Here is a 16,469-nt window from a genome sequence, read left to right on the forward strand (position 1 = left end):
TAACAGCCATAAACATGCTTCAGACCGCACCCGATTATCCTGCAACAGCAGAAGACCAATCCTCATTTCTTACCGCCGCCCCCAACAAGGTACTTGACCGCATTGGGTACCTATGTGGGCTACTCTTTTTTCTGGTATTCCAGTACCGAGGATTTCTGGCTACCGGTCCACCCGCCGAATTTGATAACCAGATCCTGGCCGATTTTTATCGTAAAAATGAAGTCAACATTGTAGAGGGTGTATATGTAGGAGTACTGGCCTTTCTGTTCTTTCTGGTCTTTGCTGTAAGTCTGGCCAATCTGGTGCGCAGGGCGGATAAAAGCAATGGGTGGTTGCCCGGATTAATGATGACATCTGCGTCCATGGCCGTAGCCATATTCGTGATAGGTCAGGCCTGTGAGGCAGCCGTGGCGTTGATGGCTGGTCGTAATGCCAGTCCCGAACTGATCCGTGGTATGGACGAAATAGGTCATGTCATTACACACCTGTTTGCCACCCCACTCGGCGTATTTCTTGTGAGTACGGCTGTTAGCATCAGGCTTTACCAGATACTGCCGCACTGGCTGGCAGTCCCCTGCCTGGCTTCGGGTTGTACTCTGCTGGTATCATCAGGTACCTTTACCAGTACCCTTCTATTACATAGTGCAGGTATGTTAGGCCTGCTTGTATTTATGGCAACGACCGTGATCATGAGTATTACCCTACTCTGGAAAAACCGGTAGTACCTACAGCTCTGCCGAAGGAACTCCCCGCCTTGGTGACGGTGGGGCTCTTTTTGTTGCTAATAGACCCTAAAAAGCAGATATTTTGCCATAAAGCCTTTTATTTGCTGCAGGTTTAACTACGTATGAAATGCTTTTAGCCGTCGATGCCGGTAATACCGATACTGTTTTTGGATTGTATGATGCCAGCGAATGGAAGTATGTGTGGCGTACCAGATCACTGGTACAGGAGCCAGCATCCTACTACGAATCAACCCTTCGGCTGCATCTGCTGGAAGCCGGCGTTGACACCGATGCTATTGAAATCATCGTACTCAGCAGCGTAGTACCTCCCCTCACACCCACCCTGCAGACCATGCTCCGGGGACTGCTGGGCAAGGAACCCGTGCTGGTGGGGCCGGATGTATTTCCGGCTATCAACATCAGCATCGATCATCCTTACGAAATAGGTGCCGACCTTATTGCCAATGCGGTAGCTGCCTACACCCGGTACCGGCGCAACTGCATCGTGGTGGACTTTGGGACCGCGCTGACCTTTACGACGGTTTCGGCAGAGGGCGAGATACTGGGTGTAGCCATTGTACCCGGTCTGAAGACGGCCGTTAAGGCTCTGTTTGCCAATACCGCTCAGCTACCCGAAGTACCCCTGGTCTTACCGGCTTCGGCCATTGGCAAAAACACCACCCACGCCATACAGGCGGGTATACTACTAGGCTACGAGGGGCTGGTGAAGTCGATGATCCAGCGTATCCGTAAAGAATTGGACGGTGACTGTATCGCGGTGGCTACGGGAGGTCTTTCGTCTATTATCGACACCCTGCGTGATGAATTTGTAGACATCGACCGGCGGCTGACGCTGGATGGACTACGGATCATTGGCGAACACGTACAAGCGGCCCGCCGGCAGATCTAGCTTCTGAAATTCCCCCCGATAATCTGCTCCAGTCCGGCTACGGATTTATTGAAGAGGTACGTCCAGCACTCCAGCATCTGCCCCGTGGTAAGCTGTACCGGCACCAATCTGCGCAGGTAAAGGCTCTCCGACTCGATGGGGCTTACATCCTCGTAGGCATCGAGCTCTCTGAGCAGCGCGTCCGGTTCTACTATCTGGTATACTTCTCCAAACACCCGGTACTTAGGGTCATCCAGAAAAATTGCGCCCGGATACCAGCTGATCCGGTACAACAGGCCCGTCATAGTACCTTCACCCACCCAGGTAGCGTACTGCTGAAGCAGCGTAGCAAACGGGTTTTCATATCCGCGCATAAGAGTGCCATACACAAATAGATACTGATGATTTTCCATAGGTTCAATCAGGATGCTGCTTTCAGGAACAGATTCTTAGTGTAAATTTGACACACAATATAAATTTTATTGAATTTATCGGGTACGGCTGACTTTTTGCGGTCCAGATTTCGTTCCTGAATAGGAATATACCTATTTTCGTACACCTACCTATACTAATCTCTTTAAAAACGCTTCATCCTCTATCCCATGTACGATAAAAACCTTGGTACAAAACAAAAAGCTTTAAAGATAAACCTGGACCGCCGTATATACGGATCTTTTGCCGAAATCGGAGCTGGTCAGGAAACCGCAGCTATATTCTTCAAAGCCGGGGGGGCCTCGGGTACCGTCGCCAAGACCATGTCGGCTTATGACATGACTTTCAGTGATGCCATATATGGTACCGAAGAAACCGGGCGCTATGTGTGCGAGTCAAGGCTGATGAAAATGCTCCATAAGGAATATAGCCTGGTGGAGAAGCGCCTGGCCGAGAAGCGGGGGGCTGACAGCCTTTTCTTTGCCTTTGCCAATACCGTAGTGGCCCTCAACTACCAGAAGACCAATGAGGCTCATGGCTGGATTGGCCTTCGTTTTCAGCTGCGTCCACAGGGGCCGCATAATGATGTGGTAATTCACGTCCGGATGCTGGACAACGAAAACGTACTCCAGCAGCAGGCGTTGGGTATTATAGGCGTTAACCTGATGTACGGCTGCTACTACTACTATAAGTCGCCTGAGACGCTCCTTCGCTCGCTGATGGACGATCTGAGCCCGGAGCGGATCGAAATAGATATGATTCGGTTTAGCGGGCCTGACTTCATGCAGGTAGACAACCGCCTTATGAGCCTGCACCTGGTCAAGAATGGCTTTACGGATGCCGCTCTGTTTGGGTCGGATGGGGGAGTACTTCAGCCTTCGGAGGCCTTCTACAAAAAACACATACTGCTGATGCGCGGACGGCTGCGCCCGATTACCAATGTCCATATCGACATGATCGATAACGGCAGCGCGCAGTTTAAGGCCGAGCCGGATGTAGATCCTGATCGGGTGCGGCTGGTATCGGAGCTGACACTGCACAACCTCAAAGCCGATGACCGCGAAATAGACGAGAAAGACTTCCTGGACCGGGTGGATATCCTGTGCTCGCTGGGGCATATGGTGATGATCTCCAACTTCCATGAGTACTACCGGTTGGTGGCTTATATTTCCAAATTGACCCGCTTGAAGTCAGGACTGCTGCTGGGCATCCCGAGCCTGCAGGATATATTCGAAGAGTCGCACTACAAGTCGCTGTCCGGTGGAATTCTGGAATCATTTGCTACACTGTTCAGCCGGAAGGTAAAGCTTTTTATCTACCCGACCCTACGCAAAGATGATACGATCTACAACTGTGAGAACTTCACCCTGCCCGAGCATCTGCGTCCCCTGTTTCAGTACCTGTTGCTGAACAACAAGATCGAGGATATCCGTAACTACAACCGTGACCACATGCGCTGGACGACCGACCAGGTACTTGCCCGCATCAAGCGCAACGAACCAGGCTGGGAGGAACTGGTACCCGAAAACGTAGCACAGATCATAAAGGATAACTGCCTGTTTGGTTTCCCCTGCGATGTATATCATCCCAAGGTAGTTAAGCAGATCCACGAGGCAGTGGGGAATCTGTAAAGGGTACTTTTATATATTGTAATGGCGGTGGTGGAGGTAGTGTAGCTAAGGTACCTATACCTCCACTTAAAGTCAGATCCGATTATTATCCCTCCTCATAGTCAACAACTACATTTCTTCAAATACATACAAAACATGAGTCATCCCGAATTTTAAGGGAGTGGCGTAAAAATGAAAAACTTCCGAACTTAGTGATGCGAAGCACTAAACGGAAGGTTTTCTCATGTCCAAGGACACAGTAAAAGTCGGTATCCGTTCTGACGAAGTCAAGCAAGAGGCTGGTTATTTTTACCAGCGCCTCCATATGTTTGTTCAGCCCTTAGCCACTCAACTAGATCAACTCCTGGATCGTCGATTGGTAGCTACGTTTGTAGCTCTTTTAGGCTGCATCCTACGTCACCGCCACAGCAGCATGGGCTTGCTACTAAGTGAATTAGGAGGAAAGCTCTTAGGCGAATCACACGCCCCGGCAGGCACAAAGCGTATAAGCAACCTACTTCGCAGCCAGAAGTGGTCGCACAGCCTGATTGAGCAGTACTTACTTGACCTAGCGCGCCAGCAAGCCCAACAGCTACAACAAGCTGGACAGACAGTTGTGCTACTATGGGATGAGAGCGTGGTAGAAAAGCCTGAGAGTATCCGTAGCGAAGGTTTGTGTGCTGTGCGCAGTAGTAAAGCCAAGCGATTGAAGCGTATAAAACCTGGCTTCTATAATCCACCTGGTGGTCGTCCGGTGCATGTGCCGGGCTTTGACGGGGCCGCCCGCGCGGTGGATGGGGCTCTTGGTGGCAGGTCTAAAAACCCATCCTATGGTAGCTTTCTTCCGCTGGTACACACGTCGGGGGGATTATGCGCAGGATCGCCTGCTACTTCAAACTTCTTTACTTAAAGAAGCCGTTGCTGCCTTTGGTAAACAACTATGGCATATCTTCGATAGGGGCTACGCCGGTAGTCGTTGGCTGGCAGAGTTGTTTGATCATCAGGCTACGTTTGTCATCCGCTGGCCTAAGCGCTACCAGCTCATTGACAGTAAGGGCAAGCGCAACGCCTGGAAGATCGCTACGGGTAAAACTGCACAGGTGCGCCGCCAGGTCTGGGACGCGCATCTGCAGCAACGGCGCATGGCAGCGGCACTGGCTCTGCCTGTCACACATGCTGACTTTCCTGAGCACCCCTTATGGTTGGTTGTATCACGGCTGGGTAAGGGTAAAGAGCCCTGGTATCTGCTGACGAATCAACCTTGTGAGCACAAAGACCAGCTTTGGTCAGTGGTGCTGGCTTATGCCCGCCGTTGGCAGATAGAAGCTTGTTTTAGATTCTCCAAATCAGAACTAGCCATTCAATCCCCACGGCTGTGGTTCTGGCAGAACCGACTCAAACTAATGATGATGGTAACACTGGTGTATGCCTTCCTGTTACAACTAATGAGCCCTGAGAAGGAAATGATTAGGAATGAACTGCTGCGCCGATGGTGTCACCGAACAGGAAAGCGGTGCCAACTCGCGCTGACACCGCTTTACCGTTTAAGAGCAGCACTAGCAGCTCTATTTTCTTCCTATCAAGTCATCAACCAAAGTTCGGGATGACTCATGTTTAATAAGAGGTACACTGAAGATCTAGCAGGCAAAGAGGAAGCAGATCCAAAGGAAAGCCAGCAGCAGGGGGGTTCTTGACACGGCGCTGGTACCTACCATGCGATTGGTGGTATATTCGAGGAAAAAGTTAATGGTGTACTTACTAGAAAAATACAACCAGACAAACTTAGAAGCCAGGACGCACAGAATGAAAATCTCTTTCGACTGGAGGAAGGTCAACATACAACTGAGTAGGGTTTTAAAGTTTAATGTGGTGTTAAAGGGGACGTAAATAGGTGTCCACCCTGTTTATAATTCTGCAAAAATAAAGCAGATACACAGAAAAATTTAATCACCCTGACTAAAAAATTTTATAATTTTTTAAACCTATACCTCTGTACCTAAACAGGTTGGCTTCAAAAGTATAGAAATCGTGTATGAAGTTGGGGTACTTTGACAAAAAAAAAGAGCAGTTCCTGAAGAATCAGGAACTGCTCTCAGTTATATAGTACTGACTAACTATTTAGTAAGGTTTCGCTTGATGTGATTTTTCCTCCGCATCCCTTACACCTTCACTGGATGAATCAGTACCAATGGGTCCACCTGTGTCATCTTTCTTATAATTCCGGAGACCTTCGGCTACCCGGCGACCATACTCTTCGTCACACTGGGTAAACAGCTCAATCATCCGGTCCTGAATATGCTTTTGTGCCGGCCCCAGTGTATTTACTAGGTTATTGATCAGTTCGTTACGTTCCCAATCCTCAAAAAGACGGAATCGCTCACCGGCCTGCTTAAAGTTGTTGGTACGGTCAATGGATTGTCTGACAACTTTACCTTCAACGTAAGGTGTATGTTCTTTACCTTCGGCTTGTGCCTGCTGCAAACCACTTAATGAAGATGGTTCGTAGTTTACGTGAGGGTTCTGTCCGGGAGCTAAGTCTACATTATACGACATCTGTCCGCCTCGCAGGTTGGTAGCAACGCGTTTTTTGGGTGCATTGATTGGTAACTGCAGGTAGTTTGCACCTACGCGATAGCGCTGGGTATCCGAGTAGGATAGGGTACGTCCCTGTAGCATCTTATCATCCGAGAATTCAAGTCCATCGACCAGTACTCCGGTACCAAAAGCAACCTGTTCTACCTCATTATGGTAGTCTACCGGATTACGATCGAGTACCATACGGCCTACCGGTAGCCAGGGGAACTGATCCTCCGGCCAGAGCTTAGTATCATCCAGCGGGTCGAAGTCCAGCTCAGGGTGGTCATCATCGCTCATGATCTGTACCAGAAGCTCCCACTCCGGAAACTCGCCGCGTTCAATGGCTTCGTATAAATCCTGAGTAGCGTGGTTGAAGTTTTTACCCTGAATCCTCTCAGCTTCTTCCTGCGTGAGGTTCCTGATGCCCTGCTTTGGCTCCCAGTGGTACTTCACCAGTACGCCTTCACCATTTTCATTCACCCACTTATAGGTATTAACGCCTGATCCCTGCATTTGGCGGTAGTTGGCCGGTATACCCCAGGGCGAAAACAGGAAGGTGATCATGTGCATGGCCTCGGGTGTATGGCTGATAAAGTCAAAGATCCGCTCGCCATTCTGGATGTTCGTAACGGGATCTGGCTTGAAAGCATGTACCAGATCCGGGAATTTCATAGCATCGCGTATGAAGAATACCTTCAGGTTATTACCTACTAGGTCCCAGTTTCCGTCTTCGGTATAGAACTTCACCGCAAAGCCCCGTGGATCACGTAAGGTTTCGGGAGAATGCCCTCCGTGTATTACTGAGGAGAAGCGGACAAAAACCGGGGTTCGCTTACCTTTTTGCTGGAATAGCTTGGCTCGTGTATATTTTGAAACGGGCTCATTACCTACAGTACCATACGCCTCAAAGTAGCCGTGAGCACCTGCTCCGCGGGCATGTACCACCCGCTCAGGGATACGCTCACGATCAAAGTGGGTAATTTTTTCAAGAAAGTTGTAGTTCTCCAGGGTTGCAGGTCCGCGGTTACCTACTGTCCGGATGTTCTGGTTGTTGTGAACCGGATGTCCCTGGCGGTTGGTTAGCGACTGATCGTTCCCATCCTGCTGCTGACCATTTCCCTGATCTCCATGACCATTGTTGGTCATGTTGTTTTCATTTTCCATACACCTGTAGATTCTAGTTAGTACAATTAATTCACTAGTTAATACAGAGTATTCAACCCTACTGATCTTAAAGTGTTTGGCAAGTCGGGGAAATTATTCATTATAAATGGTGACATCTTTACGTATAGCGTAGATAACCATGGATAAATGGGTAATTCGCTGTTCAGTTTTGGGTTGCTGTCCCCATTTTACCCAATTTAATTACACATGTAATTCCACAAATTGTAGAAACAACTTACTGGTAATCAGTTACTACTATTTAGTTTATAAGTAGTATAGCTGGGGGTACTTTGAAAATTAAGGGCCTTACAGGGGGGAAATTGAGGCTATTTTGGCATTTTCTACACCTATAAGAGGGCAAAATGGGAAGAGAGGAAACAGAACATTAATTCTCTGTATCTGAGGGGGCGGCACAGGGAAAATAGGTTCTTCTGGCACGCTCTTTTTAATAGTTAAAATCAGTTAGTTTATTGTAATACTTTAATAAAATATAGGAGCTATGCGATTTATAAGCACAAAAGCCCACGGGGCACTCGACTACCTGACAGGTATTCTGCTGATCGCTTCGCCTTGGTTATTTGGATTCAATCTTGGAGATGAAGCGCAGTGGGTAGCAATAATATCAGGTGCAGCCTTATTACTACTATCAGTTATGACTGATTATGAAATGGGCGTAATGAAGAATATCAAGATGTCAACTCACTTGACTATGGACGTGTTGATGGGTGTATTCCTAGCCGCGTCGCCTTGGTTGTTTGGTTTTGCTGATTATGTCTATCTACCTCACCTGATCATCGGTATCATGGAGATCGGTGCTGGTTTGATGACAGAACGGACACCATATCACAGCCACGGTATGACCCATAGCCACCATTAATAGCATGTATTTGTAATTAATGATGAGTTGATTTTTGATAAGCCCTAAGCCAGCAATGGTTTAGGGCTTTTTTGTTACTGTACTCTTTTATATTCCTAACGCTGTAACGGCTCTACCATCCGTACAAATTTTTAGCCACTTGTCATAGTTTTAGTAAAGTATATGATATATCATATATATTCGATCCACCATTAGAAGCTATTCGCCTTATGTTATCCCGGATTCTCTTTTACAGTATAGATAAAGCAATCAAACGCTATCGTCAGTTTGCGCAGGCTAATATTGATCGGGCTGGATTCAGCATTACCATTGATCAATGGCTGGTACTGAATGTGATTCAGGAAAAGCCGGATTCGACCCAAATGGAAATTGCCGAACGTACATTTAAAGATCAGGCCTCCATAGCCCGAATTATACATCTGCTTATTCAGCAAAAGCTGGTTGCGGTGGAGAACCACCCGACGGATCGCCGGAGAAGCCAGATGAGGGTGACTGCCGAAGGGAACAGAATACTTGAGGATGTAATGCCGACTATTCTGAATAACCGGGCCGTCGCGCTGCGGGGTATCTCGGAGGAGGAGATTGCGCAACTTCAGTACCTGCTTGAAAAGATTTTTACTAATTGCTCTAATTCCAAAAGCCATGAAACACAACTACCTAACCAGGACGATTTATCATTACAAATGGGTGCTACCGCTCCTGATGCTGCTAATACAGCCACTGAGCGGGCATAGCCAATTACTGCAAACCATTGCGGGACAAGTCCATGACCAAGCCGGTGCCGCTATTGAATTTGCCACAGTAACTCTACATCGGGGCATTGACTCGGTGGTAGTAAAGAGTGAGTACACGGGGCAGCAGGGAGAATTCAGGATTGAGGGGGTACCGCAGGGCAACTACTTTGTGCAGATTTCCCTGGTAGGGTATGAGCGCTATACCTCCGCACCGGTGGTAGTACCATCCACCCGAGCTCCGGAAACGGGTACTTCCGGTACTATTACTCTGCCCCCTATTTCGCTGATGAACTCGGGTAGGACTAACCTGAAAGAAGTGACCGTACAGACCCGGAAACCACTGTTTGAGCGGGAGTCTGACCGCATTGTCGTGAATATTGAGGGTAGTCCGCTGGCAGCGGGAGCCACCTCACTGGAAGTATTGGCTCGCTCACCGGGTATCACCATTGACCAGAATGACAACATCAGCATGCGGGGCAGGCAAGGGGTACTGGTACTACTGGATGGTAAGCTGATACCCATGACCGGAACTGAACTGGGAAATATGCTGCGGTCGATGCCGGCGGAGCAACTCGAAAAGATAGAGCTTATTACCAATCCGCCCGCTAAGTATGAAGCGGCGGGTAGCGCAGGTATTATAGCTATCAAGACTAAGAAAGATACGCGTCTAGGTACCAACGGAAGCGTAAACCTTAGCTATGGTCGCGGGCAATTTGGACGCTTTACTTCCGGCCTGTCGCTGAACAACCGCCACAGGAAAGTAAATCTGTTTGGAAACTACAGCTATACCAATCGCTCGGGATTTTCGGTGCTGGACCTGCACCGTGACTTCTACGTTAACAATAGCCATGTGGGTAGTAGTAAGCAGTATAACTACCAGGAGATGCCCATGCAGTCACATACCTTTAGAGGAGGAATCGATTATAACCTCACTAAATCAACTCTATTGGGATTGACCGTAAGCGGACTGGCCAATGATATAGACATAAATGGTACAAACGATACCCGTACTTTTAATAATCAGGGAAATCCCGAAGCGGTGTACTCTTCCGATAATGTTCGCTCCTTCAACTCTCCCAATGTAGCTGTGAATATGAACCTCAAGCAAACGGTGGGTAAAGGGGGAGAGCTAACTTCTGATCTGGATTATGCCCGGTACAGCAGTAATCGCTTTCAGAATCTGACTACCCGGTTTACTATGGGAGGTCCTGCTTCGCCGCTGGTACTGCACGGTGACCAGACGGGCCTGCTCACAATCAAATCATTCAAAGCGGATTATACAAAAGCGCTCCCAAAACAGACACGGCTGGAAGCGGGAGCAAAGCTGAGCTGGGTGCACTCAGATAATGATGTTTTATTTACCAATATAATAGAAGGTCGTGCCCTTGTTGACTCCGGCAAAACCAACCACTTCATCTATGATGAGAATATCGTTGCCGGGTACATCAACCTCAACCGGAAATTCAAGAAAACAACGGTGCAGGTGGGTTTGCGTGGGGAGCAGACCAACGCAACAGGTCTGCAGACAATAGGGGAGGAAGGATTTGACCGCCATTACTTTCAGTTTTTCCCCAGCGCATCGTTCAAGCATTCTATTAGCGAGAAGCATGAGGTAAGTATGTCGATGAGCCGCCGGATCGACCGGCCTTCCTACAACCAGCTCAATCCGTTCCGGTCGTATATAGATGCTACTACCTACGGAGCAGGTAATCCTTCATTACAACCCCAGCTAAGTTACAACATGGAGGCTACCTATACTTTCCTGCAGAAGTATACTGCTTCCCTGAGCTATAACGCGACCAGCCAGCCTATTATCAGTGTGGTACAGCCTGCCCCCGATGGAGACCGAATGGTAGTTTCGACCTTCCGTAACCTTACACGCCAGGATTACTACGGTCTTACTATAACAGCGCCTGTGGAGCCAGCCAGGTGGTGGCGAATGTACAACAACCTGGTGGGGTACTACAATGTATTTGCAGGGGATCTGGCGGGTACCTCTCTCAATGCCGGACTACCGGCCTTCTCGCTGAGCAGCAACAGTACCTTTACACTGGGCAAGGGCTGGTCGGCTGACCTCAATGCCACTTACCAATCCCGTGAGTTATACGGATTTCTACGGGTTAGGCCGCTAGGTCAGCTAACGGCTGGATTCCAGAAGACCATGATGAATAAAAAAGGTACGCTCAGAGTCAACTTCTCCGATCTATTTTATACCAATCGTGTAAGAGCCACCTCTACGTACAGCAACTATGTTGAGAGGTTTAATCAGCGCCAGGATTCGCGGGTAGGAACGATATCTTTCGTCTATCGTTTTGGTCGTGAAACGGTACCGCCTTCACGACGAATACAGGGTGGGGCAGAAGAAGAAAAGCGGCGTGCGAGCTGATGTATTTTTCATAATCCAATGGATCAGGCTGGCTGTATGGCTGGCCTGTTTTGATTTAGATGCTTAGTACCCATTCTATCTTATTTGAGTAGGAGTATAAGTTATACGAAAGATTATTATAACGTTCTTATCGCGTTTATATAATCATAAATTCAGCTTATCAACTACTCATCATAATATATAATTCTACTCTAATAGTACATCCAAGCAGTCTATACTTGCTTAGACATACTGTCATCATACCCAAAATATCAAGGTTTCATCAGAATAAGCTTATACTATACCTGAATTATGGTTTAAGCATTATCAACTCTAGGGCAACAAGGATATTTTAAAACCCACTAATAGAATCCAATTTCGCTTATATGCATTCTCCTGCATTTTTGATACTTTACTATTTTGGAGGTTGATGGTAAGAGTCAAGGATATACTGAGGCAAGATGTATCAAAAAACCAATTTATAAGCTGAGTGACACTGATGACAAGGTGTTAACTTAAATCAGGATGAGACAGGAGGATATACAGGGACATCAGGTACACCTTAAGTGTAGCCAGAAAGCATCCATAATCGTGTCCCTCAGGTCATGTAGGGTATCAGAGCGGTGTAATCCGTAAGTACTTTGACGGCCAGTGGCTCATAATGCACCGGAGTTAGACATGGCTGGACAGGTTGATGTGTAATGTAGCGGTAAAGTCATCGGTACCCTGTACTACTGACAACCGGTAGTCGGTATAAAGAATTTCCAGCTGGCGGCGCAGGTTCGATAGACCGATGTTTTCTTTTACCCCCCGCTCATCAGGAGCGGCTTCTGATGAATTTTTTACCACAAAGTCAAGTTGCCGCTGCTTCACCGTCAGGTAAATGTCCACATATGGCTCGTCTGGAGTCTCGGATACACCGTGTTTGAATGCATTCTCTACCAGCGGTATCAGCAGCAGGGGCGGCAAGGCTTGCCGCTGGTCTTCCACGTCGTATCTGAAGTTGACTCGCAGCGACTCGTCGTACCGGAGCTGTTCCAGGGCGATGTAGTCGCTGATGATTTTCAGCTCCTGTTCAATGGCAATGTAGGCCCCGCTGGTTTCGTACAGCATGAAACGCAGGATTTTGGACAGGCGCAGGATGGACTCCGGTGCCCGGTCCGACTTGTCGCGAGACAGGGAGTAGATGTTGTTCAGGGTATTGAAGAGAAAATGTGGATTGGTCTGCGACTTGAGGAAGTTGAGCTCGGCCTGCTGTTTTTCGATGCGCAACTGCTGGGCGGCCTGCCGGAGCTTATAGTACCCGTAAATATGCTGGCTGATTCCGAAAAAGAATATGGAGCCGGCGCTGTACGCCATCTGGTCTTCAAGCGCATCGTCAAATGATTGGGAGGGATTTCGCAGGGTATAGATATGGAACAGGATGCCCAGTTGCCGCCAGGCGTACAGCCCGAAAGAGTAGAGCATCAGGTGGACCCCCAAAAGGAATAAGCCCGCCAGAATCCGCTTCCAGTGCAGCCGGAAAAAGGGTAGCGTATACTCAAACAGGATAAAATTAAGTACCGTAACGTAGGTGCAGTGCCAGAGGTTATTCCAGGCTCTGGGTACAAATGTATGCGGGTTATTGATCAGCTGGTCAGATAGCAATAGCAGCAGAAACAGCCCGCCAAACCCCAGGTACATCTGAAATCGCCCTTTATCAAACGTAAGATTCATGCTGCTAAATAAGGGATAAATATTGCAATTCTGCTTTGCCTCTTTCCCATCGTCAACAAAAGCCTGTTTTGGGTCAACGAATAGCTATGGTAAGTAAAAAACTGTCGTTTGTTTACCCGTATCCGCTGTTTGTTGATACTGGCATTGGGAGCTCTTCTTTATTTTCTAATCTTGGTTTATCAAAAACCCACGTGCTATGAAGAAGTGCCTGTTACTATTTTAATTATCCCGGTCCAGGGCTAAACGCACACCAGCAAGTAATTAATCAAATCCAAACCTATATACACCACCGTAAAGCCATGCAAAAAATAACTACAACCCTAATGATTGCCCTGCTAGGTGTCCTGCCCCTGCTGAACCCAGTACAAGGCGGTACCACACCTCAAACCCAACCTGACTCTACCCATACCTCGCCCAAGCCCACCCTACAGGTAGGTATGTACCGATCCATCCAAACCCTGACCATGAATGTACTGGTGGAGAAGCCTATGGGTGATAAGGTGAGTGTAACCCTGCTCAACAATAAAGGAAAAGTACTGTACAGGGAGGTACTTTCATTGCGGAAGTCCAGGCATTGGTTAAAGCTGAACTTTGCCGAAACGCAGGACGATACTTTCTCGGTAATCGTGACAAATGGTACCGAGCAAATCACCAAATCCATCTACCTGTCTACCCAGAAGCTTTACGAAATGCCAGCCCGTGCCTTGCTGGTGGTAAATTGAGGGGTGGAAGAGAACCACGCACATTCGGTTGGTCCTCGCCGTACGAAAGACACCCCTATCCGAAAAGCTATAGATTGATTCCAAGGAAAATCTAGATTTCAGGACAGCATAATACCTGCTTACGTACATTAATTATTAATTATGATTTTTTTCAGAAAACTGTGGCTCTGCTTGCTGGTAATATGGGCTCCCGCCTGTTTTGCGCAGCAGGTCCGGGTCATCAAATTTAACCAGCTCAGTCAGCTGCTATCAACAAGAAATGACACTACCCTGATTGTGAACTTCTGGGCTACCTGGTGCAAGCCCTGCGTGGAGGAGCTACCCTACTTCGAGACGTTACAAGCCCGGCATGCCAGGAATAAAGTCAAGGTCGTACTAGTCAGCCTTGATTTCAAATCCCAGCTGGAAAAGAAGGTAAAGCCCTTTCTTTCTAAAACGGGTATCAGGACCCCGCAGGTGGTGCTTCTGGATGAAACCGATCCGGGCCAGTGGATGGAAAAAGTAGCCCCCAGCTGGTCTGGCGCGTTACCCTTTACCCTGTTCATACATAGAAAAAAGGGAAGGAAAGACTACGAGAAACCGTTCACGCTGGCTGAGCTGGAAGCGGAGCTCCGGCCATACATTAAATAGTTGTATTCTACATGTAACCATTAACCATTCACTATGAAAAGAACAATCATGTTGGGTGTCATGAGCGCCCTGCTTTTTGCAACGTTTGGCTTTTTGCCGCCTGCCGAAGGGTACCAGCCCGGTGACAGAGCCATGCCCTTCAAATACCGGAACAAGCAGGGGCAACTAGTAGCCTTACGAGACAATGTATCTGCCAAAGGCTACATTATTGTTTTTACCTGTAATACCTGCCCCGTCGCTCAGGCATATGAGCAGCGTGTACTTGATCTGGACAAACAGTTTGCCTCGAAGGGTTTTCCTGTAATTGCTATCAATCCCAATGACAGCGGGCGTTCCTGGGGGGATAGCTATGAGGATATGAAAGAAAGGGCCATAGAAAAAAAATACACGTTCCCCTATCTGGTTGACGCTAATCAGGAATTGGCCAGAACCTACGGTGCCAGGCATACCCCTACGGTGTATGTGGTGCAAAGGCAGGGAAATAGTTTCATTGTCAGATTTACCGGAGCCATTGACAACAATATGGAGGATGGAAGCCAGGCAACCAAAAAATATGTCCAGGATGCCGTCAATGCACTACTGGAAAACAAACCAGTTGCTATCCCGACCACCAAAGCCATTGGATGTAGTATTAAGTGGAAAAATGGGTAATACGTCTGTGGAGCTGAATAGATTTGCACCATCTCCAATTTGCCACTTGTAGCACAGAGGCAAATTTGATCGTCGACTTTATTAGTTAATCCTTTACCAAAAGCATCATAACCTCGTTCCGATTATACCATTCCCCCAGGGTGTGTTCGAAAGAATTATGGACTTGAATAAAATTAGTACTTGAAAAATCAAATGACAATTGCAATCACAGGAGCAACAGGTCAACTGGGTCAACTTGTTGTAAATAGGCTAAAAGAAATGATTCCTGGCGATACCATTGTTGCTCTTGTTCGTTCAATCCAAAAGGCTACCACTCTTGATGTAGAAGCCAGGGAAGCTGACTACGACAAGCCCGAAACACTTACCCGGGCATTAGCAGGTGTGGATACATTACTTCTTATTTCCTCCGGAGGTGAAACTGGCAGACGTGTGATCCAGCACCGCCATGTAATAGAAGCTGCAAAGCAGACAGGTGTACAATGGATTGTTTATACAAGTGTTCTCCAAGCCGATATATCGACGCTTGGCCTTGCCGAAGACCATCGTACAACGGAAGCTGACCTGAAAGGGGCGGGCATTCCAGTTACATTGCTGCGCAATGGCTGGTATACAGAAAACTACACTGGTACAATTCCAGGCGCAATGGCTGGTGGTTCCTTAATTGGCAGTGCAGGTGATGGGAAAATTTCTTCGGCAGCAAGGGCAGATTATGCTGATGCAGCCGTTGCTGTTTTAACAAGTCAGGGACACCAGGGTAAAATCTATGAACTTGCCGGAGACCATGCCTGGACGCTAAGTGACCTGGCGGCTGAGATTTCCCAACAGACAGGTAAGACTATTCCTTATGTAAATATGCCGGAAGCTGACTATGCCGCAGCCCTGGTATCATTGGGTTTGCCGGATGGATTTGCTCATGCGATTGCCGGATGGGATGCTGCTGCCTCTGGAGGTGCTTTATTTGATGATAGCCATCAGCTTTCCACATTAATTGGCCGTCCCACAACACCTCTTGCGGTGACAATAGCCCAAGCTCTACAAGCCTCATCATAGGTATTAAATCTATCGGTACTAAAAGAGGTGAAAGCTGCTTAGGTAGCTTTCACCTCTTTTAGTTGCATCTATACAACCTGAACTTTTTGTAGAGCTTCAAGAATACAACTCATAACAGAAAGAATCAGGAAAATAACCCCTTTGAGCTTAGCCTGGTGCTCAGCAAAACCAAACTCCCCACCCGGGCCGGGTCTGAGTAGATAACGGATTCTACCTATTCTTATATTTTGAGTACCACTTTTCGGGCATCCCCGTTGGTTTTAAGCTACTTTTCCAACGGGATGGAGGTACACGGGATTCAATATCAGTAGGACCACTGCGCATATA

At 47.8% G+C, this 16,469-nt stretch carries 16 protein-coding genes; 12 read left to right on the plus strand and 4 right to left on the minus strand.

Translation table 11 applies throughout. The features are described 5' to 3' along the window. Positions 1-14 precede the first annotated feature (14 nt). The gene (locus JTN23_RS19055; RefSeq protein ID WP_247236624.1) at positions 15-722 is read left to right on the plus strand and encodes a hypothetical protein; all 708 of its coding nucleotides are present in this window, start codon (positions 15-17) and stop codon (positions 720-722) included. Between the two features lie 130 nt (positions 723-852). Beyond that, positions 853-1,635 (plus strand): type III pantothenate kinase, encoded by a 783-nt coding sequence (locus JTN23_RS19060; protein ID WP_247236625.1) that lies wholly within the window; start codon positions 853-855, stop codon positions 1,633-1,635. Here JTN23_RS19060 and JTN23_RS19065 read toward each other — a convergent pair. Further along, complete coding sequence (locus JTN23_RS19065) at positions 1,632-2,027, minus strand: gamma-glutamylcyclotransferase family protein (RefSeq protein WP_247236626.1); 396 nt, start codon at positions 2,025-2,027, stop codon at positions 1,632-1,634. The genes JTN23_RS19060 and JTN23_RS19065 overlap by 4 nt on opposite strands. Before the next feature lie 189 nt (positions 2,028-2,216). On the opposite strand from JTN23_RS19065, the gene JTN23_RS19070 reads away from it, so the two are divergent. From JTN23_RS19070 to JTN23_RS19080, 3 genes are all read left to right on the plus strand, one after another. Then, the gene (locus JTN23_RS19070; RefSeq protein ID WP_247236627.1) at positions 2,217-3,677 is read left to right on the plus strand and encodes a nucleotidyl transferase family protein; all 1,461 of its coding nucleotides are present in this window, start codon (positions 2,217-2,219) and stop codon (positions 3,675-3,677) included. A gap of 223 nt (positions 3,678-3,900) precedes the next feature. Further along, positions 3,901-4,566, plus strand: a complete 666-nt coding sequence (locus JTN23_RS19075; protein ID WP_247236628.1) for a hypothetical protein — start codon at positions 3,901-3,903, stop codon at positions 4,564-4,566. Continuing rightward, the gene (locus JTN23_RS19080; RefSeq protein ID WP_247236629.1) at positions 4,487-5,263 is read left to right on the plus strand and encodes a transposase; all 777 of its coding nucleotides are present in this window, start codon (positions 4,487-4,489) and stop codon (positions 5,261-5,263) included. Before JTN23_RS19075 ends, JTN23_RS19080 begins: the two co-directional genes overlap by 80 nt. Positions 5,264-5,293: 30 nt before the next feature. Here the strand turns inward: JTN23_RS19080 and JTN23_RS19085 are convergent, their stop codons facing one another. Then, a complete protein-coding gene (locus tag JTN23_RS19085) occupies positions 5,294-5,494 on the minus strand; it encodes a hypothetical protein (RefSeq protein WP_247236630.1) in 201 nt (66 codons plus the stop codon). Positions 5,495-5,774: 280 nt separating this feature from the next. Further along, on the minus strand, positions 5,775-7,397 hold the full coding sequence (locus JTN23_RS19090) for a catalase (RefSeq protein WP_409049461.1): 1,623 nt from the start codon (positions 7,395-7,397) through the stop codon (positions 5,775-5,777). A gap of 499 nt (positions 7,398-7,896) precedes the next feature. On the opposite strand from JTN23_RS19090, the gene JTN23_RS19095 reads away from it, so the two are divergent. From JTN23_RS19095 to JTN23_RS19105, 3 genes are all read left to right on the plus strand, one after another. Beyond that, positions 7,897-8,274, plus strand: a complete 378-nt coding sequence (locus tag JTN23_RS19095) for an SPW repeat protein (RefSeq protein WP_247236631.1) — start codon at positions 7,897-7,899, stop codon at positions 8,272-8,274. Positions 8,275-8,483: 209 nt separating this feature from the next. Continuing rightward, on the plus strand, positions 8,484-9,008 hold the full coding sequence (locus JTN23_RS19100) for a MarR family winged helix-turn-helix transcriptional regulator (RefSeq protein ID WP_247236632.1): 525 nt from the start codon (positions 8,484-8,486) through the stop codon (positions 9,006-9,008). Next, positions 8,917-11,394, plus strand: coding sequence for an outer membrane beta-barrel protein (locus JTN23_RS19105; RefSeq protein WP_247236633.1), 2,478 nt, complete (start codon positions 8,917-8,919; stop codon positions 11,392-11,394). The genes JTN23_RS19100 and JTN23_RS19105 overlap by 92 nt, the downstream gene beginning before the upstream one ends. Before the next feature lie 651 nt (positions 11,395-12,045). On the opposite strand, the gene JTN23_RS19110 is transcribed toward JTN23_RS19105, so the two are convergent. Continuing rightward, the gene (locus JTN23_RS19110) at positions 12,046-13,089 is read right to left on the minus strand and encodes a sensor histidine kinase (protein WP_247236634.1); all 1,044 of its coding nucleotides are present in this window, start codon (positions 13,087-13,089) and stop codon (positions 12,046-12,048) included. 299 nt (positions 13,090-13,388) lie between these two features. Between JTN23_RS19110 and JTN23_RS19115 the strand changes: the two genes are divergently transcribed. The 4 genes from JTN23_RS19115 to JTN23_RS19130 all read left to right on the plus strand — a co-directional run bounded on the left by JTN23_RS19115 (position 13,389) and on the right by JTN23_RS19130 (position 16,142). After that, on the plus strand, positions 13,389-13,811 hold the full coding sequence (locus JTN23_RS19115; RefSeq protein ID WP_247236635.1) for a hypothetical protein: 423 nt from the start codon (positions 13,389-13,391) through the stop codon (positions 13,809-13,811). Between the two features lie 141 nt (positions 13,812-13,952). Further along, positions 13,953-14,441: a TlpA family protein disulfide reductase gene (locus JTN23_RS19120; protein WP_247236636.1), complete on the plus strand. Its 489-nt coding sequence runs from the start codon at positions 13,953-13,955 to the stop codon at positions 14,439-14,441. A gap of 33 nt (positions 14,442-14,474) precedes the next feature. Then, entirely contained in the window at positions 14,475-15,092 is a 618-nt protein-coding gene (locus JTN23_RS19125; RefSeq protein ID WP_247236637.1) for a thioredoxin family protein, read from the plus strand. A gap of 180 nt (positions 15,093-15,272) precedes the next feature. Further along, positions 15,273-16,142, plus strand: a complete 870-nt coding sequence (locus JTN23_RS19130; RefSeq protein ID WP_310586731.1) for an SDR family oxidoreductase — start codon at positions 15,273-15,275, stop codon at positions 16,140-16,142. Positions 16,143-16,469: the final 327 nt, after the last annotated feature.

The organism is Telluribacter roseus, from assembly GCF_017355915.2.
Lineage (GTDB): Bacteria > Bacteroidota > Bacteroidia > Cytophagales > Spirosomataceae > Telluribacter.